The organism is Providencia sp. PROV272, assembly GCF_049901975.1.
GTDB lineage: Bacteria > Pseudomonadota > Gammaproteobacteria > Enterobacterales > Enterobacteriaceae > Providencia > Providencia stuartii.
In genome coordinates this window covers 3,908,773-3,934,737 of sequence record NZ_CP096291.1, presented here as the reverse complement: position 1 = coordinate 3,934,737, position 25,965 = coordinate 3,908,773, and the positions used below count along the sequence as shown (strand labels likewise).

Sequence of the window (25,965 nt, the reverse complement as noted above, 5' to 3'; positions counted from 1 at the left end):
GAGTATTTGATGAGTGTACTGACAGCAGTCGAGGCGGGGCCATGCCATCGCCAGTTACATAAGTTTGGGGGTAGTAGTTTAGCCGATGTAAAATGTTATCAGCGAGTTGCCAACATTATGGCGAATTATAGCCAATCTGGTGACTTAATGGTCGTGTCCGCCGCTGGAAGTACAACAAATCAGCTTATTAATTGGTTGAAATTGAGTCAAAGTGATCGCATTTCGGCTCATCAAGTTCAACAATATTTACGTCGCTATCAGCAAGAATTGATCCATGGGCTATTGCCTGAAGAAAAAGCAGAACAATTAAATCGCCAGTTTGTTGAAGATCTCGAACGCTTAAGCGCTTTGTTAGATAAACCTATTAATGATGCTTCTTACGCTGAAGTGGTCGGTCATGGTGAAATTTGGTCTGCTCGTCTCATGTCGGCAGTATTAGAAGAGGCGGGTATGCAAAGTGCTTGGCTTGATGCACGTATGTTTTTACGTGCAGAAAGAGCGGCTCAGCCTCAGGTCGATGAATCGCAATCACGCCATTTATTACAACAGATTTTAGTGCAATATCCTCAGCATCGCCTTGTTGTTACAGGGTTTATTTCTCGTAACCATGCGGGAGAGACTGTTCTACTAGGGCGTAATGGGAGCGATTACTCTGCAACACAAGTCGGCGCATTAGCAGGGGTCGAGAAAGTCACCATTTGGAGTGATGTGGCGGGGGTTTACAGTGCGGATCCTCGTAAAATCAAAGACGCATGTTTACTGCCATTGTTGCGGCTGGATGAGGCAAGTGAGTTGGCTCGTCTTGCTGCGCCGGTGCTGCACACTCGCACGTTGCAACCCGTTTCCGTCAGTAATATCGATCTACAGTTAAGATGTAGCTATCAGCCTGAGCAGGGTTCGACAAAGATTGAGCGTGTTTTGGCTTCAGGAACAGGTGCTAAAATAGTCACTAGCCATGATGATGTTTGCCTAATTGAGTTAAGGCTGGCACAGGGGCGCGATTTTAATCAGATATATAAAGATATCGACTTATTATTAAAACGTACTCAGTTACGGCCACTGGCTCATGGCATCCACTCAGATAGAAACTTATTACAGTTCTGCTATACCTCTGAAGTGGTTGAAAGTGCACTGAATGTTTTAGAAGAAGCTGGGTTACCGGGCACCTTATCACTTCGTGAAGGTTTTTCATTAGTTGCATTGGTGGGGGCTGGGGTGTGCAAGAACCCACTGCATAGCCATCGTTTCTATGAGGAGTTAAAAGATCAACCTGTCGAGTTTGTTTGGCACTCAGAAGAGGGGATCAGCCTCGTCGCAGTATTGCGTTCAAACCAGACCGACCCTTTAATTCAAGGTATGCACCAAAGCCTCTTCCGTGCTGAAAAACGCATTGGCTTAGTCTTGTTTGGGAAGGGCAATATTGGTGCGCGTTGGTTGGAGCTTTTTGCTGCCGAGCAACCAAATATCTCGGCACGCAGTGATTTTGATTTTGTCCTAGCAGGGGTAGTCGATAGCCGCCGTAGTTTACTGAATTATCAAGGCATTGATCCAAGCCGAGCACTCGCTTTCTTTGATGATGAAGCTGTCGAGCATGAAGATGATAATCTATTTTTATGGATGCGCGCCCATCCATATGATGATCTAGTCGTGCTTGATGTGACCGCGAGCGAATCTCTTGCTGAAAGCTATGTGGATTTTGCCAGCTATGGGTTCCATGTCATCAGTGCGAACAAAATTGCGGGAGCCGCACAGACCCAACAATATCGTCAAATACGTGATGCTTTTACGAAAACTGGCCGCCATTGGTTATATAACGCGACAGTTGGGGCTGGGTTACCTATTAACTATACGGTACGTGACCTGAAAGAGAGTGGTGATGCCATCTTAGCGATAAGTGGTATTTTCTCAGGGACGTTATCGTGGCTGTTTTTACAATTCGATGGCTCAGTGCCGTTTAGTGAATTAGTGGAACAAGCATGGCAGCAAGGTTTGACGGAGCCAGATCCCCGCATTGACCTTTCAGGGCAAGATGTGATGCGTAAATTGATCATCTTAGCGCGTGAAGCAGGTTATGAAATTGAGCCGAGTGATGTGCGTGTTGAATCATTAGTACCTGCCCAAGCAGAGTCTGGCTCTTTGGATGAGTTCTTTGAAAATAGTGCAGTTATCAATGAGCAGATGCAGCAACGTTTAGAAGCGGCTCAAGAAATGGGAATGGTGTTGCGTTATGTTGCACGGTTTGATGCGGTAAAAGGGCGTGCTCGGGTTGGTGTAGAGGCAGTTAAGCCTGATCATCCACTGTCATCGCTGCTGCCGGGTGATAATGTGTTTGCTATTGAAAGTCGTTGGTATCGTGATAATCCATTAGTCATACGGGGGCCCGGCGCTGGTCGTGATGTTACCGCGGGGGCGATCCAATCCGACCTTAATCGCCTTTCACAACTACTTTAATTTCGTTTAAAGATAGGCATCGGCGACGGTGCCTATCTACCGCTTAATTTTTTCCTCTTTATTTTTTGCCTTTTTGTTCTGATGATTTAAATCTTAAGCAAGATTCATGTCTTAAAAGTGCTGAATCGACAATATATTGCGCTAAAACAAGACTTAAATAAGAAAAACTAATAAGAATGAGGGTGTAATTAAATTTCAGAAAAATCCCCCAAAGCGCTTTTTTTCTGATATCTATATAGAGGCAAGGGTAAAATTTGGCGATTGCATCACAAAACAATAATTCTATCGCAGTTGGTTGAAATTTAATTACAGGAAATTAGGTCGCAGTTTGTTAACCGTCAGCAAACTTAGGTCGGGGTAGCATTCTGCCAAAAGCACAAGGTCAGGAGTCTCATGAATCAGCAATATTCCGCAATGCGCAGTAATGTCAGTATGCTGGGTAAGCTACTTGGCGACACAATCAAGGAAGCATTAGGTGAGGATATCCTCGATAAAGTCGAATCAATTCGTAAGTTGTCAAAATCATCGCGTGCAGGCAATGAAGTACAACGCCAAAAGCTGTTGATGACACTGCAAAACCTATCTAATGATGAACTATTACCGGTTGCAAGAGCATTTAACCAATTTTTGAACCTGACAAACGTTGCCGAACAATATCATAGCATTTCGCCACATGGTGAAGCAGCGAGTAACCCTGTGGCACTTAAAAAGCTGTTTAGTCGTTTAAAAGAGAAAAACTTTACCGATAGTGATCTTCGTCAAGCGGTTAACCAACTGTCGATCGAATTGGTGCTAACGGCCCATCCTACTGAAATCGCACGCCGCACCTTGATCCATAAATTGGTTGAAGTGAATACCTGCTTATCACAACTCGATCATGATGATCTGGCTGATTACGAACGCAACAATATCATGCGTCGTTTACGCCAGTTGGTCGCTCAGTCGTGGCACACTGACGAAATCCGTAAAATACGTCCAACGCCAATTGATGAAGCCAAATGGGGTTTTGCCGTAGTTGAAAACTCACTTTGGGAAGCGGTTCCGGCTTTCCTACGTGAATTTAATGAGCAATTAGAAGACTCAATTGGTGCTGAACTGCCTGTCGAAGCAAACCCAATTCGTTTTACTTCTTGGATGGGGGGAGACCGCGACGGTAACCCGAATGTGACTGCGGAAGTGACTCGCCATGTATTACTACTTAGCCGCTGGAAAGCCGCAGATCTCTTTTTAAAAGATATCCAAGTGTTGGTTTCTGAACTGTCCATGACCGAAGCGACTCCTGAGTTACGGGCGCTCGCTGGGGGAGATGAGGTAGATGAACCTTACCGGCAAATTGCAAAAAATTTGCGTAGCCAACTCTTTTCCACATTAGAGTATTTAGAACGCAAGGTAAAAGGCGAACAAGCACTACCACCAGCCGATTTACTGACCGACAATGCCCAATTGTGGGATCCACTATATGCCTGTTATCAATCGTTAATGGCCTGTGGTATGAGCATTATTGCTAATGGGCAGTTACTCGATACGTTACGTCGTATACGGAGTTTTGGCTTGCAACTCGTTCGCATTGACGTTCGCCAAGAAAGTACTCGCCATACAGAAGCGCTTGCTGAATTAACGCAATATCTTGGGTTAGGGGATTATGCAGCTTGGAGTGAAGAGGAAAAACAAGCCTTTTTACTGTCTGAATTACAATCTCGTCGGCCGTTGATCCCTCGTCATTGGCAACCAAGCCCTGAAACGGCAGAAGTATTTGAAACTTGCCGCGTGATCGCAGAATCGAAAAATGACTCCATCGCAGCTTACGTCATTTCGATGGCGAAAGTTCCTTCCGATGTTCTGGCCGTTAAATTGCTCCTCAAAGAGGCGGGGGCATCCGTTCGCCTGCCTGTCGCACCTCTGTTTGAAACACTTGAAGATTTGAATAATGCTGAAAGTGTTATGCAAAAACTCTTGAGCATTGAGTGGTATCGTGAGCTGATTGATGACCGCCAAATGGTCATGATTGGCTACTCTGATTCGGCAAAAGATGCTGGGGTGATGGCGGCATCATGGGCGCAATATCGTGCACAAGATGCGCTGATTAAGTTGTGCGACAAAGAAGGGGTCACTTTAACCTTGTTCCATGGACGTGGAGGCACTATTGGCCGTGGTGGTGCGCCCGCTCATTCAGCACTCTTGTCACAACCGCCGGGCAGCCTGAAAGGGGGATTACGAGTGACTGAACAAGGTGAAATGATCCGCTTTAAGTTTGGTCTACCACAAGTGGCGATTAGCAGCCTTGCGCTGTATGCAAGCGCGATTTTAGAAGCTAATTTACTGCCGCCACCGGAGCCAAAACAAGAGTGGAAATCAGTGATGGATACCCTCTCTGACGTTTCTTGTGCGATGTACCGTGATTATGTTCGTGAGCAGCCTGATTTTGTACCTTACTTCCGCGCTGCAACACCAGAGCTAGAATTAGGCAAGTTGCCGTTGGGGTCTCGTCCGGCAAAACGCCGTCCAACGGGGGGCGTTGAGACATTACGTGCGATCCCATGGATTTTTGCATGGACACAAAATCGCCTCATGTTGCCTGCTTGGTTAGGGGCGGGAGCAGCGTTAAAATATGTGATTGAGAAAGAAGGCAAACAAGCCATATTAGATGAAATGTGGCAACAATGGCCGTTCTTTAATACCCGTATCGCCATGCTGGAAATGGTTTATGCGAAGGCTGACTTGTGGCTGGCTGAATATTATGATCACCGTTTAGTGGAGGAGCGCCTTTGGCCTCTGGGTGTGAAATTACGTGAGCAGCTCTCTGAAGATATTAAGAGTGTGCTGGCGGTGTCCAAAGATGAAGCCTTAATGGCAGACTTACCTTGGATTGCGGAGTCAATTGCTTTACGTAATGTTTATACGGACCCGTTAAACGTTTTACAGGCCGAGCTACTACACCGTTCTCGCCAGCAAGAGCATCCGGATCCTCGCGTTGAGCAAGCGTTGATGGTGACGATTGCAGGTGTTGCAGCGGGGATGCGTAATACCGGCTAGAAGATAATATTTTGGCCAGATCAATTCGCTGGTTTGGCCGATAAAATGTGCAATATCACATCACGCACGACAACAGTAAGAAGGCTGCCAAGTTGAAATGGGGCCTTCTTTTTTATTTATCTATTGACGAATAATTGACAGCGTCCGACACATTTTTCTGTATTTCGTTTTACCGCGTGATATCGCTTATCTTATTTAAATCGGCGGCAAGAATTTTACCAATATTTATGTTAAGTTGCTAAAATAGGGATTAGTTCTGTACTAAATAGAGCTAGCTCGCTCATATATCAAACTATTCACTTTCTATCGATGAATTAATGGAATGATGAATGTAGGTCAGATTCAATTTATTTCTGTTGTGCTCAACAATGGATATACGAAGGATAGAGTGTCATCACAATGCGTAAACTGATTATCTCCATTTTAGCTCTTATCATTATTATTTCGGTCATTGTCGTTACCAACTACAATAGTATTCAGCAAAATGATGAGGTTGTTGACGCTGCCGCATCCGAAGTGATTAACCAATATCAACGTCGTGCTGATCTTATTCCGAATTTAGTCAATACGGTAAAAGGTTACTCTGGTTATGAAAATAAAGTTCTCATGGAAGTTGTGAAATTAAGGACGGAAGTGGGGCAAATTAAAGTGGATGCAAGTGCATTATCAGATCCGGCTATTTTAGCGGAGTATCAAAAAGCACAAGCACAATTAGGGCAATCATTATCCCGTTTATTAGCCATATCGGAAAGTTATCCTGATCTTAAAGCCAGCCCATTATATCAAGATTTAATGACGCAACTGGAAGGCGCTGAAAATCGTATTACCGTTGCAAGGGGTCGTTATATTGAAGCCGTTCGTCAATACAATACACAAATCAGAAAGTTTCCTAGCAACTTGATTGCAAGTTATTTTGGGTATTCTGCAAAAGCGAATTTTAAAGCAGATAACGAACAGGCGATAAAAACAGTACCTACGGTGGATTTTAATTGAAATATCGGCATGTGATCTGGCTATTATTGTTCTGTGTATTTAGCAGTGGAAGCTGGGCTACGCAGCGAATCCAACTCCCTGCATTGGGTAGTGATAGGGTGCTCGACCGTGCAGGCCTATTAAGTGAGTCGCAATACCACACTTTAAATAGCCAGTTATTAAATTTTGAAAAGCAGCGTGGTGATGGCACACAATTTGTTGTTTATATTGTTCCAACTACAGGTAATGAAACAATAGAACAATTTTCATTACGCGCGTTTAATCGTTGGGGGTTAGGCCAAAAAGGCAAAAATAATGGTGTATTGCTGGTTGTATCGATAGACGATCGCAATATGCGCTTTGAAGTTGGGTATGGTTATGAAGGGGTCATGACCGATGCGATTGCTGGGCGTATCATTCGTCAAAGTATGATACCTGATTTTAAAGACAACCAGTATTACGCTGGGATCCAAAATGGCGTATCTCGTGCGATTAATGTGATGAATGAGGCACCAGACTATCAAATGGGGGAAGTGCATAATGGAATTGTGCTACCAAAGAGTGTAGAACATTATAAGCTTTTCTATTTTATATCATTTATCGCAGCTTATTTTACGATGTTATTTTATGGTACTAAAAAGCGTCGGCTATATCTTGAAAAAGAAATTTATAGCATAGAGTATGCGAGTAAATCCAAACGGGCAAAGAAACAGAAACAGTTAGCCAAGCTGAAAAAGTATTATCAATATAAATACTACTTTCCTTCGTTATTTAGTACCTTGTTGATGACGATACTCTATTATTTAGCACTCATGTTATTGGCGATATGGCTAGAAGGAGACTTTAGCCCTATTTTATTCCTGTTTGTGGCGCTATTTTTTGTGGTAGGGAGCATGTTTGCTACTCCAATACTGTTTCTTGTGATCCATACCATTTCGCCTACTTACCGACAACAACGACGGGAATGGCATGATATTTGCCGTTACTATTATTTACCCTCTTCTTTTAGCTCATCAGACTTTTCGAGTTCATCGAGTTCATCGAGTTCATCGAGTTCATCGAGTTCATCAAGTGATAGCTCCAGCGGAGGTGGTGGTGGATCCAGTGGCGGTGGCGGTGCGTCAGGGAGTTGGTAATAAAACAAGATGTATGAAGGTCGCAAAGTGCGGCCTTCATACTATTTGGAGATAGAGGCTATGGCCTTACACCAAGCGTGTGGCAAATCGCATATGTGAGTTCAGAACGGTTTAAGGTGTAGAAGTGAAAATCTTTCACCCCTTCACGGCTTAAAATTTTCACCATATCCATGGCGATTGAAGCACCCACCAAATTACGGCTTTCAGGGTCATTATCAAGGCCTTCGTACATTCTACTCATCCATGATGGAATTCGTACATTGGTTAGTTTGGCAAACCGCTCAAGTTGGCGGAAATTTGAAACAGGTAAAATACCGGGGACAATTTCAACATCAATACCTGTTGCGACGCAGCGGTCACGAAAACGCAAATAACTTTCTACATCAAAGAAAAATTGCGTAATCGCACGGTTGGCTCCTGCATCAATTTTCTTTTTCAAACTAATTAAGTCAGCCTGTGCACTTTTGGCCTCAGGGTGCACTTCGGGATAAGCCGCTACGGAGATATCAAAATCTGCCTCTGCTTTGAGCAGCTCAACGAGATCGGCTGCATACATATCTGGCTTACGGCTGTTATCGGGGAGATCACCGCGTAATGCAACAATTTGGCGGATACCGCTGTTCCAATAATCACGTGCTATTTCTCTGAGTTCATCGCGTGTTGCATCGATACAGGTTAAATGAGGCGCAGCGATTAACCCTGTTTTTTCTTTGATATCTTTAATAATGCTATGGGTTCTATCACGCTCACCTGAGTTTGCGCCATAAGTAACAGAGACAAATTTTGGTTTGAGGTTTTTCAACCTATCAATAGATTTCCAAAGGGTCTGTTCCATCTCTTCAGTGCGCGGCGGAAAAAATTCAAAAGAGACATTAATTTGTCCATCTAATTCAGCTAAATTTTGATTTAGCGCTTCGCGCTGATTTGCGTGAAAGAAACTCATACCCTGACCTCATGACTTTGTATATAGCGAAACCATTATGGTATCGATAGTTTATTATATCCATTTAAGTGTCTATACGTTTAGACGTCTAAACAAAGATTACCGGATATTCATGCAGAGTCAACACTTAAATGAAATAGTGTTGTGAGGGTTTTTCAGTCGTAACTGGAAAAAAATTCATGTTAACAAATGGCGCAATAACCCGAAGTTATTGCGCGCAACACATTTTTATTCAGTCAGGCAGAAATGTTCGATCAGTTGGCTGAGCAGTTGGCGAGTCGGTTCAATAAATTTCATATCGATAAACTCATCAGGTTGATGCGCTTGCTCAATCGAGCCAGGGCCGAGCACAAGTGTCGGACATAGCGCCTGAATAAACGGCGCTTCAGTGCAATAGTTGACCGTCTCAGCTTTCTGACCCAGTAACTGTTCAATCACAGCCACCATTTTATGATCCGTTGGGCACTCATACCCAGGAATAGGGGGATGGAGAGACTCAATTGTTAAGCGTCCTGGCCATCTTGCTTTTACAGGCTCCAACGTCTCATTTAATAGCTCATCCAAATCTTGCAAGGTCAGCCCCGGCAATGGACGAATATCCATATGTAATTCACAGCATCCACAAATACGGTTAGCCGCATCACCCCCATGAATATGACCAAAATTCATCGTCGGGTAAGGGATCACAAAAGCAGGATTGTTATAACGCTCTTTTAATGTATTACGTAGCGTCATCAGATGTGAAATAGACTCATGCATTAATTCGATAGCATTCACGCCTCTTTCTGGGTCGCTTGAATGACCTGATTGCCCCGTAATACGGATGGCATTCGAAATATGCCCTTTGTGCGCACGTATCGGTTGTAATGAGGTCGGCTCCCCAATAATGGCAAAATCAGGACGAAGTTGTGTACTGGCTGCAAAGTAACGCGCGCCTGCCATTGAGGTTTCTTCATCTGCGGTTGCAAGTATATGCAATGGGCGAGTTAATTTACGGGTATCAATATCACGTAAGGCATCGACAATGAAAGCGAAAAAACCTTTCATGTCGGCAGTGCCGAGACCGTATAACTTGCCGTCATGCTCTGATAGCGCAAAAGGGTTTTTACTCCAACGCCCTTCATCAAAAGGAACTGTATCGGTATGCCCACACAGCATTAGGCCGCCATTTCCTTCCCCTATTGAGGCAAGTAGGTTGTATTTATCACGGGTATCCGGTACAGGTTGAATATTGACCGTAAATCCGAGGGTTTCCAGCCATCCACCCAGTAATTCTACTAAGGCTTTATTACTCTGATCGAGTTGCGCATCAGTAGCACTGATAGAAGGAGTGGCAATTAATTGGCGATAAATCTCAATAAATGCAGGTAATTTAATATTCACTGTTGACAGCCTTTATCCATAATAGTATCAATATTCATGCACTTTATTTGAATAAAAATACACATTAAACTGTTTGGGTCACGAGCACAAGGTAGAAATCTATGTTGAACACACTCATTATCGGGGCCAGTGGTTATACTGGAGCGGAATTGGCAGCCTATCTGCAGCGTCATCCTGAAATAAACCTTCAGGGATTGATGGTTTCAGCGCAAAGTGCTGATGCAGGTAAGTGCTTCTCTGAGTTGCATCCCCAGTATAAAGGCATTATCGATATGCCCGTGTTGCCATTAACCGATGTTGCAGCCGCGGCACAAGGTATTGATGTTGTCTTTCTTGCAACCGCTCACGAAGTTAGCCATGACATTGCGCCTCAGTTCCTAGAAGCAGGGTGTGTCGTATTTGATCTGTCTGGGGCTTATCGTGTTCAAGATGCCGCTTTCTATCCGAAATATTATGGTTTCGAACATACAAACAGTCAGTGGTTAAATCAAGCAGTTTACGGTTTAGCTGAGTGGCAAGCCGATAAAATTCGTCAAGCACAGTTAATTGCCGTGCCGGGGTGTTATCCAACGGTTTCTCAATTAGCACTAAAACCACTGATCGACGCCAAGTTACTCGATGACCATATGTGGCCAGTGATTAATGCGACGAGTGGTGTTTCTGGGGCAGGTCGTAAGGCGTCAATGACTAACAGTTTTTGTGAAGTGAGTTTACAACCCTATGGCATCTTCACGCATCGCCATCAACCCGAAATTGCAACCCATTTAGGTCGTGAAGTTATTTTTACTCCGCACTTGGGGAATTTTTCACGCGGTATTTTGGCCACCATTACCTGCAAAGTGAATCGCGGAGTGACAGACGAACAAATTCGTCAAGTATTCAAAGATGCTTATCAAAATAAGCCATTAGTCCGTTTGTATGAAAAAGGTGTTCCTGCCCTGAAATCAGTGGTAGGCACACCGTTTTGTGATATCGGCTTTGTGTTAAAAGGTGAGCACCTGATCTTAGTCGGAACAGAAGATAACCTATTAAAAGGGGCTGCCGCGCAAGCTGTGCAGTGCATGAATATTCGTTTCGGTTTCAATGAAACGCAATCACTATTTTAGTGCCAACGAACTTATTTAAGGATAAACCCCATGCAACCATTAGTGATTAAATTGGGCGGTGTATTACTCGATAGCGAAGAAGCGCTTGAAAGATTGTTTAATGCATTACAAACCTATCGTCAATCTCATCAACGACCTTTAGTGATCGTGCATGGTGGTGGTTGCTTGGTGGATGAGCTAATGCAAAAGCTGCAACTACCGGTGGTTAAAAAGCAAGGATTGCGTGTGACGCCTGCTGATCAGATAGACATTATCACAGGCGCGTTGGCTGGCACCGCCAATAAAACATTGTTGGCGTGGGCAACGAAATATCAGTTACAAGCAGTAGGGTTATCTTTGGGGGATGGGCAAAGTGCTGTCGTCACTCAATTAAATGACGAACTTGGGCATGTCGGCGATGCAAAGCCGGGTGACGCTAAATTATTACAGCTTTTACTCGGTGCAGGCTATTTACCAATCATTAGTTCCATCGGCGTGACCGAAGAAGGGTTATTGATGAATGTTAATGCCGACCAAGCCGCAACAGCCATCGCACAAGCGTTAAATGCGGATCTCGTATTGCTATCAGATGTCAGTGGCATCCTTGATGGTAAGGGTCAAAAAATTAATGAAATGACAACGGAAAAAGCACAGAAGTTAATTGAGCAAGGCATTATCACGGACGGCATGATCGTAAAAGTTAATGCCGCATTAGAGGCAGCCAAAACATTGCAACGTCCTGTCGATATCGCCAGTTGGCGTCATGCAGAGCAACTACCAGCTCTATTTAACGGTACTGCTATTGGCACACGGATTTTAGCATCCTAAAGCGGATGCGTTTGGTTGGCGCGACCACCAAGAATGAATGAAAACTTTTTAATTGAGCGGAATCGGGATAGGTAAGTTATGAAAAAGGGCATTAAAAAAATTGTATTAGCATATTCAGGTGGTCTAGATACATCGGCAATTATTCCATGGTTAAAAGAAAACTATGATGATTGCGAAGTGGTTGCTTTCGTTGCCGATGTAGGACAAGACAGAGAAGATCTCGTTGGCGTTGAGCAAAAAGCATTGCAATCAGGTGCATCGGAATGCCATGTGGTCGATCTACGTGAAGAGTTTGTCAAAGAGTATATCTACCCAGTATTGAAAACTGGCGCGCTCTATGAGGGAAGCTACCTGTTAGGGACTTCAATGGCACGTCCTATTATTGCTAAGGCACAGGTTGAACTGGCTCTGAAAGTTGGTGCCGACGCGGTAGCGCATGGCGCAACAGGTAAAGGAAATGACCAAGTGCGTTTTGAAAGCACTTATAGCGCACTTGCGCCACAGCTAAAAGTTGTTGCGCCATGGCGTGAGTGGGATTTGCGTTCGCGTGAAGCCCTATTGGATTACCTGAAAGAGCGTCATATTCCAACGACAGCCAGTTTAGAAAAAATTTATAGTCGTGATGAAAACGCATGGCATATTTCTACCGAAGGCGGCGTATTAGAAAGCACATGGAATGCGGCAAACCAAGATTGCTGGGTCTGGACGGTCGATCCGAAAGATGCACCAGATGAAGCAGAGCTAGTGACTGTCGGTGTGAAACAAGGGGAAGTGGTTTCTGTTAATGGCCAAACATTATCTCCGCTGGGATGTCTTGAAGCTTTAAACGTCCTCGGTGCTAAACATGGCGTCGGCCGTATTGATATTGTTGAAAACCGTTTAGTTGGTATGAAGTCTCGTGGCTGTTACGAAACCCCAGGAGGCACCATCATGATGGCTGCTTTACGTGGCATTGAGCAACTCGTTCTCGATCGCGACAGCTTTAAATGGCGTGAGCAACTAGGCTTAGAAATGTCCTACGTGGTTTATGATGGTCGTTGGTTTGCGCCTTTGCGTCATTCACTGCAAGCAGCAGCAGAATCTTTAGCGCAAGACGTTACTGGTGAAGTGGTTCTGAAATTGTATAAAGGCCAAGTAACTGCTATCCAGAAAAAAGCAGATAACAGCTTATATTCTGAAGAGTTCGCAACATTTGGTGAAGATGAAGTTTATGATCACAGCCATGCTGGTGGCTTTATCCGTTTGTATTCTCTTTCGTCGCGTATTCGTGCGCTAAAAGGGCAGAACAAAGCGAAATAGTTTTATTGATGTACACTTCCCGACAGCTATTTGCTGTCGGGTATCACATTTATTTTATCAATCAGATAGGGATCAGTTATGGCACTTTGGGGTGGACGTTTTAGTCAAGAAGCCGATCAGCGGTTTAAACAATTTAATGATTCATTGCGTTTCGATTATCGCTTAGCGCAGCAAGACATTATTGGTTCGGTTGCATGGTCAAAAGCGTTGGTCACTGTTGGGGTGCTATCAGAGGCGGAGCAGCAATCTCTTGAGCAAGCGCTAAATGCCTTATTAAAAGAGGTGCAAGATGATCCTGAGCGCATTTTACAGAGCGATGCTGAGGATATTCATAGCTGGGTTGAAGGTAAACTGATTGATAAAGTAGGTGATTTAGGTAAAAAACTGCACACTGGACGTAGTCGTAACGACCAAGTTGCCACCGATTTAAAATTATGGTGTAAAGATCAAGTCGCGCTATTGTTAGAAGCTGTGGTAGAACTGCAAAAAGCGTTAGTGATCACCGCGGAAAATAACCAAGATGCGGTCATGCCCGGTTATACCCACTTGCAACGTGCACAACCAGTGACTTTTGCTCATTGGTGTTTAGCGTATAGTGAAATGTTAGCGCGTGATGAAAGTCGTCTAAAAGATACATTAAAACGTTTAGATGTTAGTCCGCTAGGTTGTGGGGCTTTAGCGGGAACTGCTTATGATATCGACCGTGAGCAACTGGCATCGTGGCTAGGTTTCTCATCGGCAACGCGTAATAGCCTTGATACAGTTTCAGATAGGGATCATGTTCTCGAATTATTATCCGATGCAAGTATTGGTATGGTGCATTTATCCCGTTTTGCAGAGGATCTTATTTTCTTTAACAGTGGTGAGGCGGGGTTTGTTGAACTTTCAGATAAAGTCACTTCAGGCTCTTCATTAATGCCACAAAAGAAAAATCCTGATGCACTTGAGTTGATCCGTGGTAAGTGTGGTCGTGTACAAGGGGCATTAACAGGAATGATGATGACCTTAAAAGGATTACCGCTAGCCTACAATAAAGATATGCAAGAGGACAAAGAAGGATTGTTCGACGCTCTTGATACTTGGTTAGACTGTCTCCATATGGCGGCTCTGGTGCTTGATGGTATTCAAATTCGTCGAAATCGTTGTGAAGAAGCCGCAAAACAAGGCTATGCCAATGCTACTGAGCTGGCGGATTACCTTGTTGCTAAAGGCGTTCCTTTCCGTGAATCTCACCATATTGTCGGCGAGGCGGTGGTTGCTGCGATTAGCCAAGGGAAAGCATTGGAAGAGATGGCATTAAGTGATTTGCAAAAATTCAGTGATACTATCCAACTCGATGTGTATCAGATCCTCTCATTGCAATCTTGTCTAGATAAGCGTTTAGCAAAAGGCGGAGTTTCAAAGGAACAAGTCGCTAAGGCAATTACGGAGGCTAAAGCACGTTTAGGGATTTAACTCATTGAATTTGCAAGATAGTGTTTAAAGTGGGATAAAATGGCGGGGTAGATAACTACCCCGTACATGCGATTAAAAGTTTAATACTTAAATATAGTTAATTGTTAAAAGGCCTAACAGTATCCTTTCGCCAATCCAGTTATAAATATAAGCTCCTAGACCATCGTTAATTATTTCCCAATTTTTAGAATCTCATTGTTCCTTAAGATCTCATCTTTCTTGGGTCATATTTGCTTTGTCATTTAAGCAATTAAATATTAACTATCGATTTCAAGAGCCATTCGTACAGGATAGAGCCTGTCAGAACAGTCACTCTAATGTATGCTTATTTTATTGAACCTGTATCAGCAACGCTGAATGCAGGGCGAGTAATAATACCATTAATGAGCAAATAAGACTCTTTTCAGATTTAAGTGTAACGCTTTCATACTTAAAACCTATTGCTGAATTATGGTTTATAACTAACTGTTTTTGATTGCCTTTTACTATATTAGAGGTATTTAACTGAAACCATAGCTAAGCCTTTTTCTTTATTAGTCCAATTAAGAATCTATCCCAAAAGGAATTGTCAGATAATACATAATGATAATTTATGAGGGCAAAGCATGGTGGGTAACAAGTGGCAAATCAGTGATGAACTCTGGGAGAAAATGGCTCCTCTCATCCCGGAGCATAGAACTCAACACCCGCTGGGTACACACCGCAAGCGGGTTGATAATCGCGCTGCAATGAACGCCATTTTCTTCGTACTCAGGATGGGTTGCCAGTGGAATGCGCTAAATGCCACCGGTATATGCTCGTCAAGCTCTGCTCATCGCCGATTTCAGGAGTGGCGGGATGCTGGCGTATTTGAACGCTTCTGGCAAAACGGGTTGCTTGCTTGCGAACAGTTGGACGCTATTGACTGGTCGTGGCTGTCGATGGATGGTTGTATGACCAAATCACCGCTGGCAGGCTCAAAAAAACAGGCAAGAACCCAACAGACCGAGGGAAACGGGGCGTAAAGCGCAGTCTGATGACTGACGGGAACGGGCTTCCGCTTGCACTGGTTGTCGCTGGAGCAAATACGCACGACATAAAGCTGGTTGCGGATACGCTCGATGCCCTCCAGACGGGCAGACCGGGCAAGGGGCTCCGGTTGTGCATGGACAAAGGGTATGAAGCGGAATGGTTGGGAGCGTATCTGAAAAGTCGTCGCTATGAACCTCATATCCAGTCACGGAAGGATGAATCAGAAGCCATCAAAAACACGGATTTTAAGGCCCATCGCTGGGTTGTAGAGAGAACACACAGTTGGATGAATCGCTACCGTCGTGTCCTGACTCGTTGGGAGAAGAAGGTCGAGAATTATGAGGCGATGCTGCATTTTGTCTGTGGTATCATTGTCTGGAATAAAATCCTATTGGGATAGGTTCTAAATTGATAAATGCTGCGGTTGTCTTCAGTTTTCTTCCATTCGCTAGATGGTGATTGCTTTGTATAATTAAAACTTGATGTTTTTACTTTATTCTCTTCACTATTATAACAATTTAATTGAGCATTGTTGTTATTAAAAGAATAGTTGCAAGGAGGATATACAATCATTGCTTTAAATGTAATTGTTGTGCTATTAGTTTTTGCTTGAACGTTAGTTGTAAATAAAGCAGTTGCGATCAGAGCAAAAGATAACGCTGTTTTGATTGTATTCTTAATCATGGTATTAGTCCTCGATATATATTTAAGTAACTTAATTCGCTTATATTGTTTCCACAAGTTTGGATGAAGCGAATTATATAGATTAAAGTTTGCTTTGGGTGTTAATTTTAAAAAGCAAATGTGAGTAAATATATTTGAAATTGATTAATAATATTGATTGTACGCATTCCCTCCCAATTAAGATAATTAGAGTTTAATTCTGTGTATAATGACTCATTGTAGGTATTTGGCTTTATATGCTTCTTTTTGTCTCCTTTTTGATGGTTTTATCTGTTGATGTAGAGGCGATTTTGGTTGTCTTTTTAATTAGAAATATAAAGTAAATTGCAATGATTTTTTATTTATTTTTTAATGGAAATTAATAAAACAATGATAAAAATAAACATAATGTATCTAAATATTTCATCGAGTAAGTGAATTATTAAATTACGCCATCTACGATTTATTCTGTTTTCACTGTAATCAAACGGTGACAGATTGAAATACGCATATTGCGATTAATTGTTTTATTTTTAATTTTTAGATGAAGCTTCTTTATATAACGATAGCGTTATACCTATTCGATAAAAATTGACTGACTAAAATGAAATTGGCCTACTTTTTTGTATTAAACGGTTTATGTGTCGGTGTTGGCCTGCATACTTACACTATCTTGTTTTGCATGATGTCATGTTCTTAGCATAGCGGTGTATCTCATCATGAAAGTGATAGCATCAATCATCGAACTTGGTTTGCTTTTCTATTTGTGACTAAGAGATATCATTAGGGCAGATAATCGTTGCCCAAAACGATGAATGCGTTGTTTATCGAGTAATTCTGTCGTGAGCAAGGCGTTTGAAATCTACTCACTCGATAAATGAATGTGAGTGGGTTTAGTTGATGGCTCAAGGTACGTTGTATGCTTTTCATAGCGTTTCTCCTTTAGCTATACCCACATCAGGTGTTCAGCATTCAAGAAAATCACTATTCCATTAACGTCAACCTTCCTTTTCCTTTTGTGTCTCTATTTTTCTCCTTCTTGTTTACATAAATATAGCTCTATTTGATAAATTTAAAGTCCTTTTAGGTTAATAATATGTTGCAAAATATTGGCGTAAAATATTGAAAATAATTACTTTGATGATGTTTTTGTGGAGTTAAATTTCATTTATTTTTAATAATTCAGTTTGATATTTTATCACCTGTGGTGTTTTTTTGAGCGTAGCCTGAGTAACTAAATCAAAAACAATAATGTAAATAATGTGTTGCTATATGATGAATAATTGTTTCTATTTTTTGCATTTAGGGTGAAATTTTATTTCATGCAAAATATAAAAAATAATAATTATTTCAATTGATTATATTATTTTATCCCTATTTTTTTAATTCATAACTAGTCACTTAAATTTACATTTTGATATAAATTGAGTGAGCGAGACAAAATGTCACGTTGCAAATGATGAAGAATTATTGAACATGTCAATTCTAATTGATAGTTAAAAGCATTAGATATCTGGTATACTGATTGGCAGTTTATATTAAGAAGGGCGACAAAATGAACATTCGCGATCTGGAATATTTAGTGGCATTAGCTGAGCATAAGCATTTTCGTCGTGCAGCAGACTCTTGTCATGTGAGTCAACCAACATTGAGTGGCCAAATACGTAAGCTAGAAGAAGAACTTGGGGTTATGTTACTAGAAAGGACTAGCCGCAAGGTTTTATTTACTCAACAAGGATTGCTACTTGTTGAACAAGCAAGGACGATTTTACGCGAAATTAAAGTTTTACAGGAAATGGCGGCTCTACAGGGGGAAAGCATGTCTGGCCCTTTACATATAGGGTTGATCCCAACGATCGCGCCTTATCTTTTGCCCCTTATCATTCCTGAATTGCACAAGCTCTTCCCTAAACTTGAAATTTACCTACATGAAGAACAGACACAGCAACTGTTGGCTCAGTTGGATAGCGGTAAATTAGATTGTGCTATTTTGGCGCAAGTGAAAGAAACAGATCCTTTTATTGTTGTACCCTTGTTTGAAGAGCCAATGAAGCTCGCCATCTATGAAGGTCACTCATGGCAGGGGCGTGACACTATCGAGATGAATGAGCTATCTGGCGAGAAATTATTAATGTTGGAAGATGGCCACTGCTTACGTGACCAAGCGATGGGCTTTTGTTTTCAAGCGGGTGCTAAAGAAGATACACATTTCCGAGCAACAAGCCTAGAAACGCTGAGAAATATGGTGGCAGCAGGAAGTGGAATTACATTATTGCCTGATTTGGCCGTGCCTCATGAATCCTGCCGTGATGGTATTTGCTATCTGAACTGTATTCATCCAGAGCCGAAACGTACAGTAGTATTAGTTTATCGCCCAGGCTCACCGTTACGTGGTCGCTATGAACAGCTTGCTGAGGCTATTTATAATTTGATGAGTAGCTATTACAGTAATAAAGCGCGCTAATAAGTAGGGTGTGGCTAGAGAAGTGATTGCCGTATTAGGTTCGGCAATCACTTAATAGCTTAAAACAGGCGGTTTAAGCCATTTAATGCGGCAACGCGGAATGCTTCTGCCATCGTAGGATAGTTGAAGGTCGTATTCACAAAATACTCGATGGTATTTCCTTCCCCTTTCTGTTCCATAATAGCCTGACCGATATGAATAATTTCAGCGGCTCTTTCCCCGAAACAGTGGATGCCTAAAATTTGCAATGTTTCACGGTGGAATAAGATCTTCAGACTGCCCACGTTCATACCTGCAATTTGGGCGCGTGCTAAATGTTTAAATTGAGCACGTCCGACTTCATAGGGGATCTTCATCGCTGTCAATTCTTGCTCTGTTTTACCAACAGAACTAATTTCAGGGATGGTATAGATGCCGGTAGGAATATCTTCAACTAAGTGTGCATTACCTAAGTCTTCTGCTATAGCTCGAGCGGCAATACGACCTTGGTCATAGGCAGCAGATGCAAGGCTTGGATAGCCAATAACATCACCAACAGCATAAATATGTTCATTAGAAGTGCGGTAAGCGCTATCGACTTTAATCAAGCCACGGTTATCTGCTTCAATACCCACATTCGCTAAACCTAACTTATCCGTATTCCCCGTGCGACCATTCGCATACAGTAAACAGTCTGCTTTGACTTTTTTACCTGATTTAAGATGGACAATCACGCCATCAGGAACACCTTCAATTTTTTCATACTCTTCATTATGACGAATAACGATACCGCTATTCCAGAAGTGATAAGAAAGTGCATCTGACATTTCTTGATCTAAAAAGGCAAGTAAGTGATCGCGTGTGTTGATTAAATCAACTTTGACACCTAACCCGCGAAAGATAGACGCATATTCACAACCAATCACCCCTGCACCATAAATAATCACGTGGCGTGGTTCATGGGTTAGATTTAGGATGGTATCACTGTTGTAAATACGAGAGTGGTTAAAATCGACATCGGATGGGCAATAAGGACGCGACCCTGTCGCAATTACGATATTATCTGCACTGAGAACATCGCAACTACCGTCGGAATAGCGAACACTCACATGGCGTTCATCAATAAAAGTGGCTTCACCAGAGAACATTTGGCAGCCATTACGCTCATAAAAACCTTGGCGCATACGAGTTTGTTGACTGATCACGCTTTCAGCATGCTTGAGGATTTCAGAGAAAGAGGAGCGTAAGGAGCGAGAATTATCGCTGTAGAGTGGATTTTGGTTAAATTCGATAATTCGGCTAACTGCATGGCGGAGGGCTTTGGAGGGAATGGTTCCCCAGTGGGTACAGCCACCGCCGACACTATCATAACGTTCTATGACGGCGACGTTTTTTCCTTGCTTCACCAGTCCCATGGCGGCGCCTTCTCCACCCGGCCCGGAACCAATGACAATTGCATCAAAATGGATGTGTTGCATGAGGTAAGACCTGCTCTAAAACAAAATGACAACATGATGTTAGCATATCCGCCGATTATTTACCCGCTTTACTCATGTACTTTTAATTAATGGCTTTATTTAATGTTTTTATTTTGAAGCGTATTCACAAAAAAGCTTTTTTATTGCTTAGCGAGTTCTCTAACCAAATGACGGGAAATTAAGCACGGTTCTACGAATAAAAAGCCTTCACCTATTGAAAAATGATTTAGTGAAATTCTGAAAAGCGGTAATCTGTACACTTAATCGCTTTTTCCCTCAAACAGCCTAATAAATTTGAGGTATGCTAGAGAGGTGGTCACACCCAAGTTTTCATATTTTGGTATATTAATGGCTGTTTAATGACATAGAAATCAGGATCACCGTGAGCAATCATATTGGCGTTAGAGCAAAACAGAAAGAAAAAACTCGTCGTTCGCTCATTGAAGCCGCATTTAGCCAATTAAGTGCAGAACGTAGTTTTACAAGCCTTAGCTTACGCGAAGTTGCGCGTGAGGCAGGTATTGCACCCACTTCATTTTATCGTCATTTCAAAGACGTTGATGAGTTAGGGCTGACTATGGTTGATGAAAGTGGTTTGATGTTACGCCAGCTTATGCGACAAGCAAGGCAGCGTATCGCGAAGGGCGGTAGTGTGATCCGAACGTCAATCTCAACTTTTATGGAATTTATCGGTAATAACCCCAATGCCTTTAGGTTATTATTGCGAGAGCGCTCTGGTACTTCTGCTGAGTTTCGTGCTGCAGTTGCACGGGAAATCCAACATTTTATTGCTGAATTAGCAGATTACCTTGAACAAGAAAGCCATATGCCACGCTATTTTACAGAGCTACAAGCAGAGTCTATGGTGACCATCGTGTTTAGCGCGGGTGCAGAAGCGCTTGATATCGATGAAGAAAAAAGGCGGCATCTGGAAGAACGGCTTGTACTTCAGTTACGCATGATCGCAAAAGGTGCGTATTACTGGTATCGCCGTGAACAAGAAAAACAAAATCAAACTGACCCCGATCTCACTAAATAATATAAGGAGAATCAATGACGGAACACAATCGCAATGAGAAAAGCACGTTACTATTAGCATTAGTGATTGGCTTATCAACTCACGGAACTTTCTCTGCTCTGTTTAACTCCTTAGTAGAGTTTTCTATTTTCCCTGTTATTAGTTTAATCGTCGCAATTTATTGTTTACATCAACGTTATTTGCATCATGCGATGCCTATCGGTCTACCTAAGTTTGTTGTAGGTAACTTTTTCTTAGGGCTATTTGCTTATGCAGCTATCTTACGAGTACAACATCCTGACGTAGGTTCGAGTTTTATTCCTTCAATCATTATTGTCGCGCTCGCGTTGTGGATGTACACAAGTTGGAAGGCACGTAAACAAGAACAAAAAGAGCTTGCAGAAGAAAACGAAGCTGAAGTTTAATCGCGTTTCCAAACCGCTCTAACCAATAACGCCGCTATGCCAACATTGCGGCGTTTGTGTATTTTATGGGAGCAAAACACGAATAATTTCTTAACCAAATTTTCATCTTCCACTCGCAATAAAATAATCGCCAGTTAGCTACGGTGTATATTAAAAATAGCAAGGTTGCCACCTGACTTAATGAATAAAAACAACAGGTGGCAAGTAAGATTTAGCGGCGTGTCAGCAGCACACCACTTTCCATATGATGGGTATATGGGAATTGGTCAAATAGAGCGAGTTTTTTGATTTTATGGGTCGCATTCAGGACAGACAAATTATCGCATAGGGTTTCCGGATTACAGGAAATATAGAGAATATTGTCATATTCTTGCACAAGCTGAACGGTTTTATCATCTAACCCGCTTCTTGGTGGGTCAACAAATATGGTGTTGCATTGGTAATCTGCTAGGTTAATGCCATCGAGTCTTTTAAATTCACGCACTCCTCGCATGGCTTGTGTAAAGTCTTCTGCTGACATGCGAATAATTTGTACATTATCGATTTGGTTTGCCGCAATATTATATTGCGCGGCTGCTACCGATGGCTTGGCTATTTCAGTGGCTAAGACTCGTTCAAAGTTTTGTGCTAAAGCCAGTGAAAAGTTGCCATTTCCACAATAAAGCTCCAGTAGATCGCCAGTTGCCCCTTGAGTGGCATCAATCGCCCATTCCAACATTTTAATGTTTACTTGAGCGTTTGGCTGAGTAAAGCTATTTTCTACTTGGCGATAAATCATATTTTTGCCATTCACCGGCAAAATTTCATCAACATAATCGTTGTCTAACATGATTTTGGTTTTTGAAGCGCGGCCGATAAGCTGTAAATCAAAACCTTTATTGATTAACGTTGTTTTTAATTGTTTGGCTGCTTCAATCCACTCTTCAGTGAGTTTTTTATGGTAAAGCAAAGAGACAATTAATTTATTACTCAGCGTCGAGAGATAATCAATTTGGAAAAGTTTATGGCGTAAAAGCGCATTTTCTTTTATCAGTGGCAAAATTTCAGCCATGATATTGTTGATCAGTTGGCTTGCTACAGGAAATTGATCGATACGCACACGCTCTTTAGTCTCTTTATCAAACATGATGTGAAATAAGTCATCACCATCATGCCATACTCGAAACTCTGCGCGCATACGATAATGAGATTCTGGTGAGGTAAATACCTCAGGTTCCATTGCCGTATAGGGGGCCATCATCGTTTTCAGACGTTCTACTTTTTCTGCAAGTTGCAGTTCATAGTGTTCAGTATTCATTAGTGTGGCCCTATTCATAAAAAACAGTAAAAAAATAACATCAGGGGCGAAATTGTAGGGCAAGTGGGGCAGATGTCCAGTTTTTGATTCCACATCGCATAGACACATACCTTCAATCCATTTAGGATAATGCGACTATGGTCGTAAAGAGTAAATAGGGAACTCGGTGTAAGTCCGAGACTGACGCGCAGCGGTGATGAAGGAAAAAAGAGATACAACACTGTTATTAATTAATGGGAAGTTGCCTCTATAGTTAATTTTTACCCAGATGGGTATGACTTCTCAGTCCGAAGACCTGCCATAGTTTAATCGCTTTGTTGGATATTAGCGCGGATCTGATATTCGGCCTCGCGGAATTTTAATCTCATTGATATTCCGGATTTATTATAATGAATAAGAGTAAGTTACTACCGCTATCGGTTGCTGCTATGGCAGTGTTGTGTGGTATTTCTTCTTTAGCAAGCGCAAACAATAAATCAGATGAAATGGTTGTGTCAGCGAATCGCTTTGAGCAGCCCATTTCATCAATACTGGCCCCTGTGACGGTCGTTACGCGTGAAGACATTGATCATTGGCAGTCTAATACTGTGATTGATGTATTAAGGCGGCTACCGGGTGTGGATATTGCGCAGTATGGTGGTATAGGACAGCAGAGCTCCCTCTTTATTAGAGGCTCAGAGTCTCGCCATGTATTGGTATTAATTGATGGTGTTCGTTTAAACCAAGCGGGTATTTCTGGCTCATCAGATATGAGCCAAATTCCTATCTCTTTAGTTCAGCGAATCGAATATATTCGTGGAGCAAGATCGGCTGTTTATGGCTCGGATGCAATTGGTGGTGTTGTTAATATTATTACTCGCCGAGATAATGTAGGAACCACATTAAATGCGGGTATTGGTTCTTATGGTTATCAGAATTATAACGGCTCAACTCAACAGAAAATCGGTGAAAATACAACAGTAACCGCTGCCGCAGCTTATACCTATACAAAAGGATTTGATCTAGCACCTAAGGACGTTAGTCCACGTGACTACGATAAAGATGGTTTTCTTAATAAATCATTATGGCTAGGTGTGGAGCATCAGTTATCATCTGAAATATCAGCTTATGCGAGAGCATATGGATATGATAATAGAACTCGTTATGATGCCTCTGAATACTCAGGTGTGCGGGTAGATACCCGTAAACTTTATAGCCGTACATATGAAACTGGGGTTAAATATCATCAAAACCAATACTCAACCTCACTATCCGGAAGCTATAGTTACGTTAAAGATTACAATTTTGATCCAAGGCAAGGGCAGTATGCTAGCTCTTCTAATCTAGATGAATCAAAGCAGTATAATATTCAGTGGGGTAACAATTATCGTTTAGATAAAGGTAATATTAGTGCGGGTATAGATTATCAGCGCCAAAGCATAGAGCCTAACGGCTATGCTTTAATAACTAAAAAAGAAACCATGAATAACACGGGGCTCTATTTGACGGGGCAATACTCGTTTGTTGATTCTGTTATAGCTGAAGCCGCCGTTCGCACGGATCATCATTCAGAATTTAATTGGCATACGTCATGGCAATCAGGGCTGAGCTGGGAATTTTATGATGGGTATAAACTGGTTGGATCATACGCAACAGCATATAAAGCACCTAATCTAAGTCAACTGTACGCATATTCTTCATCAAATTGGGGAACAACAAAAGGTAATCCGAACTTAAAACCAGAAGAAAGTAAGCAGTGGGAAATTGGTGTTGAAGGAATAACGGGACCGCTATTCTGGCAAATTAATGCTTATCATAATGATATTGATAACCTGATTGAATATAAATATGGCGATTTTATCAGTACATATGAAAATATTGGAAAAGCAGAAATTAAAGGTATCGAGTGGGTTGGTGAATTTAGCACTGGTTTTTTACATCATCAATTAACATACCAATATGTCGATCCCAGAAATAAAAAGACGAACCGCGAATTCAGATAATAAGTGCAACGCTCGGTCATGTTAGATGGAAGGACGGTTAGCTACTGATAAGCTATCCTGCTCTTCCGACCAAAGATGAGCGAGTAAGTATGAAGTATCAGCAACTAACCGAAGGACAACGATACCAGATATCGATACTGCGTGAGGATAATTTATCCTGCCATGAGATAGGTATCCGTATCGGTGTAAGCAAGTCCACGGTCTCCCGTGAACTGAGGCGTAACACTTCAGATACTGGTTATAACCCACAACAGGCACACCAGAAGTGCTGTGATAGGCGGCTGTCATCTGCCAAAAGGACAATTCCTCAGCAGACCATAGATTTCGTGATATTTGCTCTGGAGTGGAAGTGGAGTCCTGAGCAAATAAGTGCAATTGGCAGCATTATTGGTCTTAGCGTCAGCCATGAATGGATTTACCAGTATATCTATGCGGATAAGCGTAGCGGTGGCGAGTTGTACAGGCATCTTAGGCAGGGCAAACGGCGATATCGTAAGGGCTACGGGCAGAAACGAGGGCGCATCCCTGATGCGGTATCCATTGAGCTACGGCCGTCAGTCGTCGATGACCGTAGCCGTCTGGGGGACTGGGAGGCCGATTTGGTGCAGGGTAAACAGGGCACTGGTGCTATCGTGACACTGGCAGAACGCAAAAGCCGTATTTACCTGACAAAAAAGGTGTTTTCAAAGGATGCGGTGGAAGTCAGTAAGGCCATTATCTCACTGCTGAGTGAGTATCAGGATGTATGTCACACAATAACGTTCGATAACGGTCTAGAGTTTAGTGAGCACAAGGCGATAGCAGAAGCACTGAACGCAGATACGTACTTTGCCCATCCGTATGCCTCGCATGAGCGTGGGCTGAACGAGAATACGAATGGGTTGTTAAGACAGTTTATCCCGAAAGGAACAGACCTGCGGACAGTGACAGAAGAAGACTTACAACGCTATCAGGGAGCGTTGAACAGCAGGCCACGCAAGTGTCTGGGGTTCAGACAACCTTCGGTGGTGTTTGCGGAGCTAAGAAAGGCGGCTTAGCGTTGCACTTCGGACTTGAATCCGCC

At 42.4% G+C, this 25,965-nt stretch carries 17 protein-coding genes, 1 pseudogene and 1 riboswitch; of the genes and pseudogenes, 14 read left to right on the top strand and 4 right to left on the bottom strand.

What is annotated here, in order from left to right; genetic code table 11:
- The first annotated feature begins 9 nt into the window (after positions 1-9).
- The 4 genes from M1E93_RS18310 to M1E93_RS18295 all read left to right on the top strand — a co-directional run bounded on the left by M1E93_RS18310 (position 10) and on the right by M1E93_RS18295 (position 7,592).
- On the top strand, positions 10-2,451 hold the full coding sequence (locus tag M1E93_RS18310) for a bifunctional aspartate kinase/homoserine dehydrogenase II (protein WP_042117148.1): 2,442 nt from the start codon (positions 10-12) through the stop codon (positions 2,449-2,451).
- A 393-nt stretch (positions 2,452-2,844) separates the two neighbouring features.
- On the top strand, positions 2,845-5,484 hold the full coding sequence (gene ppc, locus M1E93_RS18305; RefSeq protein ID WP_004924587.1) for a phosphoenolpyruvate carboxylase: 2,640 nt from the start codon (positions 2,845-2,847) through the stop codon (positions 5,482-5,484).
- A 399-nt stretch (positions 5,485-5,883) separates the two neighbouring features.
- Entirely contained in the window at positions 5,884-6,477 is a 594-nt protein-coding gene (locus tag M1E93_RS18300) for a LemA family protein (protein ID WP_004924584.1), read from the top strand.
- Positions 6,474-7,592: a TPM domain-containing protein gene (locus tag M1E93_RS18295; RefSeq protein WP_104873154.1), complete on the top strand. Its 1,119-nt coding sequence runs from the start codon at positions 6,474-6,476 to the stop codon at positions 7,590-7,592. Before M1E93_RS18300 ends, M1E93_RS18295 begins: the two co-directional genes overlap by 4 nt.
- Positions 7,593-7,650: 58 nt before the next feature.
- Here M1E93_RS18295 and metF read toward each other — a convergent pair whose 3' ends face one another.
- A complete protein-coding gene (metF, locus tag M1E93_RS18290; protein WP_004924579.1) occupies positions 7,651-8,535 on the bottom strand; it encodes a methylenetetrahydrofolate reductase in 885 nt (294 codons plus the stop codon).
- Positions 8,536-8,763: 228 nt separating this feature from the next.
- Complete coding sequence (gene argE / locus M1E93_RS18285) at positions 8,764-9,918, bottom strand: acetylornithine deacetylase (RefSeq protein WP_104873155.1); 1,155 nt, start codon at positions 9,916-9,918, stop codon at positions 8,764-8,766.
- A gap of 101 nt (positions 9,919-10,019) precedes the next feature.
- On the opposite strand from argE, the gene argC reads away from it, so the two are divergent.
- The 6 genes and pseudogenes from argC to oxyR all read left to right on the top strand — a co-directional run bounded on the left by argC (position 10,020) and on the right by oxyR (position 18,723).
- Entirely contained in the window at positions 10,020-11,024 is a 1,005-nt protein-coding gene (gene argC, locus M1E93_RS18280) for an N-acetyl-gamma-glutamyl-phosphate reductase (RefSeq protein WP_102781204.1), read from the top strand.
- A gap of 30 nt (positions 11,025-11,054) precedes the next feature.
- A complete protein-coding gene (argB, locus tag M1E93_RS18275; RefSeq protein WP_004924569.1) occupies positions 11,055-11,831 on the top strand; it encodes an acetylglutamate kinase in 777 nt (258 codons plus the stop codon).
- Positions 11,832-11,909: 78 nt separating this feature from the next.
- Positions 11,910-13,130, top strand: a complete 1,221-nt coding sequence (locus M1E93_RS18270; RefSeq protein ID WP_004924564.1) for an argininosuccinate synthase — start codon at positions 11,910-11,912, stop codon at positions 13,128-13,130.
- A gap of 78 nt (positions 13,131-13,208) precedes the next feature.
- Complete coding sequence (gene argH, locus M1E93_RS18265; RefSeq protein ID WP_104873156.1) at positions 13,209-14,585, top strand: argininosuccinate lyase; 1,377 nt, start codon at positions 13,209-13,211, stop codon at positions 14,583-14,585.
- A 605-nt stretch (positions 14,586-15,190) separates the two neighbouring features.
- A pseudogene (locus tag M1E93_RS18260) lies at positions 15,191-15,996 on the top strand (IS5 family transposase).
- A gap of 1,818 nt (positions 15,997-17,814) precedes the next feature.
- Positions 17,815-18,723 (top strand): DNA-binding transcriptional regulator OxyR, encoded by a 909-nt coding sequence (gene oxyR / locus M1E93_RS18255; protein WP_014657264.1) that lies wholly within the window; start codon positions 17,815-17,817, stop codon positions 18,721-18,723.
- Between the two features lie 59 nt (positions 18,724-18,782).
- On the opposite strand, the gene sthA is transcribed toward oxyR, so the two are convergent.
- Complete coding sequence (gene sthA / locus M1E93_RS18250; RefSeq protein ID WP_004924458.1) at positions 18,783-20,180, bottom strand: Si-specific NAD(P)(+) transhydrogenase; 1,398 nt, start codon at positions 20,178-20,180, stop codon at positions 18,783-18,785.
- 382 nt (positions 20,181-20,562) lie between these two features.
- On the opposite strand from sthA, the gene fabR reads away from it, so the two are divergent.
- Both fabR and M1E93_RS18240 read left to right on the top strand, forming a co-directional pair.
- On the top strand, positions 20,563-21,219 hold the full coding sequence (gene fabR / locus M1E93_RS18245; protein WP_004924455.1) for an HTH-type transcriptional repressor FabR: 657 nt from the start codon (positions 20,563-20,565) through the stop codon (positions 21,217-21,219).
- A gap of 14 nt (positions 21,220-21,233) precedes the next feature.
- Entirely contained in the window at positions 21,234-21,623 is a 390-nt protein-coding gene (locus M1E93_RS18240; RefSeq protein WP_004924454.1) for a YijD family membrane protein, read from the top strand.
- A gap of 211 nt (positions 21,624-21,834) precedes the next feature.
- On the opposite strand, the gene trmA is transcribed toward M1E93_RS18240, so the two are convergent.
- The gene (gene trmA, locus M1E93_RS18235) at positions 21,835-22,920 is read right to left on the bottom strand and encodes a tRNA (uridine(54)-C5)-methyltransferase TrmA (RefSeq protein ID WP_104873157.1); all 1,086 of its coding nucleotides are present in this window, start codon (positions 22,918-22,920) and stop codon (positions 21,835-21,837) included.
- Between the two features lie 121 nt (positions 22,921-23,041).
- Positions 23,042-23,237: riboswitch (cobalamin riboswitch) on the top strand.
- Between the two features lie 72 nt (positions 23,238-23,309).
- Here trmA and M1E93_RS18230 point away from each other — a divergent pair.
- Both M1E93_RS18230 and M1E93_RS18225 read left to right on the top strand, forming a co-directional pair.
- Positions 23,310-24,902 (top strand): TonB-dependent receptor domain-containing protein, encoded by a 1,593-nt coding sequence (locus tag M1E93_RS18230; RefSeq protein ID WP_426207044.1) that lies wholly within the window; start codon positions 23,310-23,312, stop codon positions 24,900-24,902.
- Positions 24,903-24,991: 89 nt separating this feature from the next.
- Entirely contained in the window at positions 24,992-25,939 is a 948-nt protein-coding gene (locus tag M1E93_RS18225) for an IS30 family transposase (RefSeq protein WP_140035165.1), read from the top strand.
- The last annotated feature ends 26 nt before the right edge of the window (positions 25,940-25,965 follow it).

Bases quoted from the DNA above. Each gene is read 5' to 3' on its own strand.
- sthA (WP_004924458.1), bottom strand. From the start codon at position 20,180: ATGCAACACATCCATTTTGATGCAATTGTCATTGGTTCCGGGCCGGGT.
- M1E93_RS18230 (WP_426207044.1), top strand. From the start codon at position 23,310: ATGAATAAGAGTAAGTTACTACCGCTATCGGTTGCTGCTATGGCAGTG.
- M1E93_RS18225 (WP_140035165.1), top strand. From the start codon at position 24,992: ATGAAGTATCAGCAACTAACCGAAGGACAACGATACCAGATATCGATA.
- ppc (WP_004924587.1), top strand. From the start codon at position 2,845: ATGAATCAGCAATATTCCGCAATGCGCAGTAATGTCAGTATGCTGGGT.
- M1E93_RS18310 (WP_042117148.1), top strand. From the start codon at position 10: ATGAGTGTACTGACAGCAGTCGAGGCGGGGCCATGCCATCGCCAGTTA.
- argC (WP_102781204.1), top strand. From the start codon at position 10,020: ATGTTGAACACACTCATTATCGGGGCCAGTGGTTATACTGGAGCGGAA.
- argB (WP_004924569.1), top strand. From the start codon at position 11,055: ATGCAACCATTAGTGATTAAATTGGGCGGTGTATTACTCGATAGCGAA.
- M1E93_RS18300 (WP_004924584.1), top strand. From the start codon at position 5,884: ATGCGTAAACTGATTATCTCCATTTTAGCTCTTATCATTATTATTTCG.
- oxyR (WP_014657264.1), top strand. From the start codon at position 17,815: ATGAACATTCGCGATCTGGAATATTTAGTGGCATTAGCTGAGCATAAG.
- argH (WP_104873156.1), top strand. From the start codon at position 13,209: ATGGCACTTTGGGGTGGACGTTTTAGTCAAGAAGCCGATCAGCGGTTT.
- M1E93_RS18240 (WP_004924454.1), top strand. From the start codon at position 21,234: ATGACGGAACACAATCGCAATGAGAAAAGCACGTTACTATTAGCATTA.
- M1E93_RS18270 (WP_004924564.1), top strand. From the start codon at position 11,910: ATGAAAAAGGGCATTAAAAAAATTGTATTAGCATATTCAGGTGGTCTA.
- metF (WP_004924579.1), bottom strand. From the start codon at position 8,535: ATGAGTTTCTTTCACGCAAATCAGCGCGAAGCGCTAAATCAAAATTTA.
- trmA (WP_104873157.1), bottom strand. From the start codon at position 22,920: ATGAATACTGAACACTATGAACTGCAACTTGCAGAAAAAGTAGAACGT.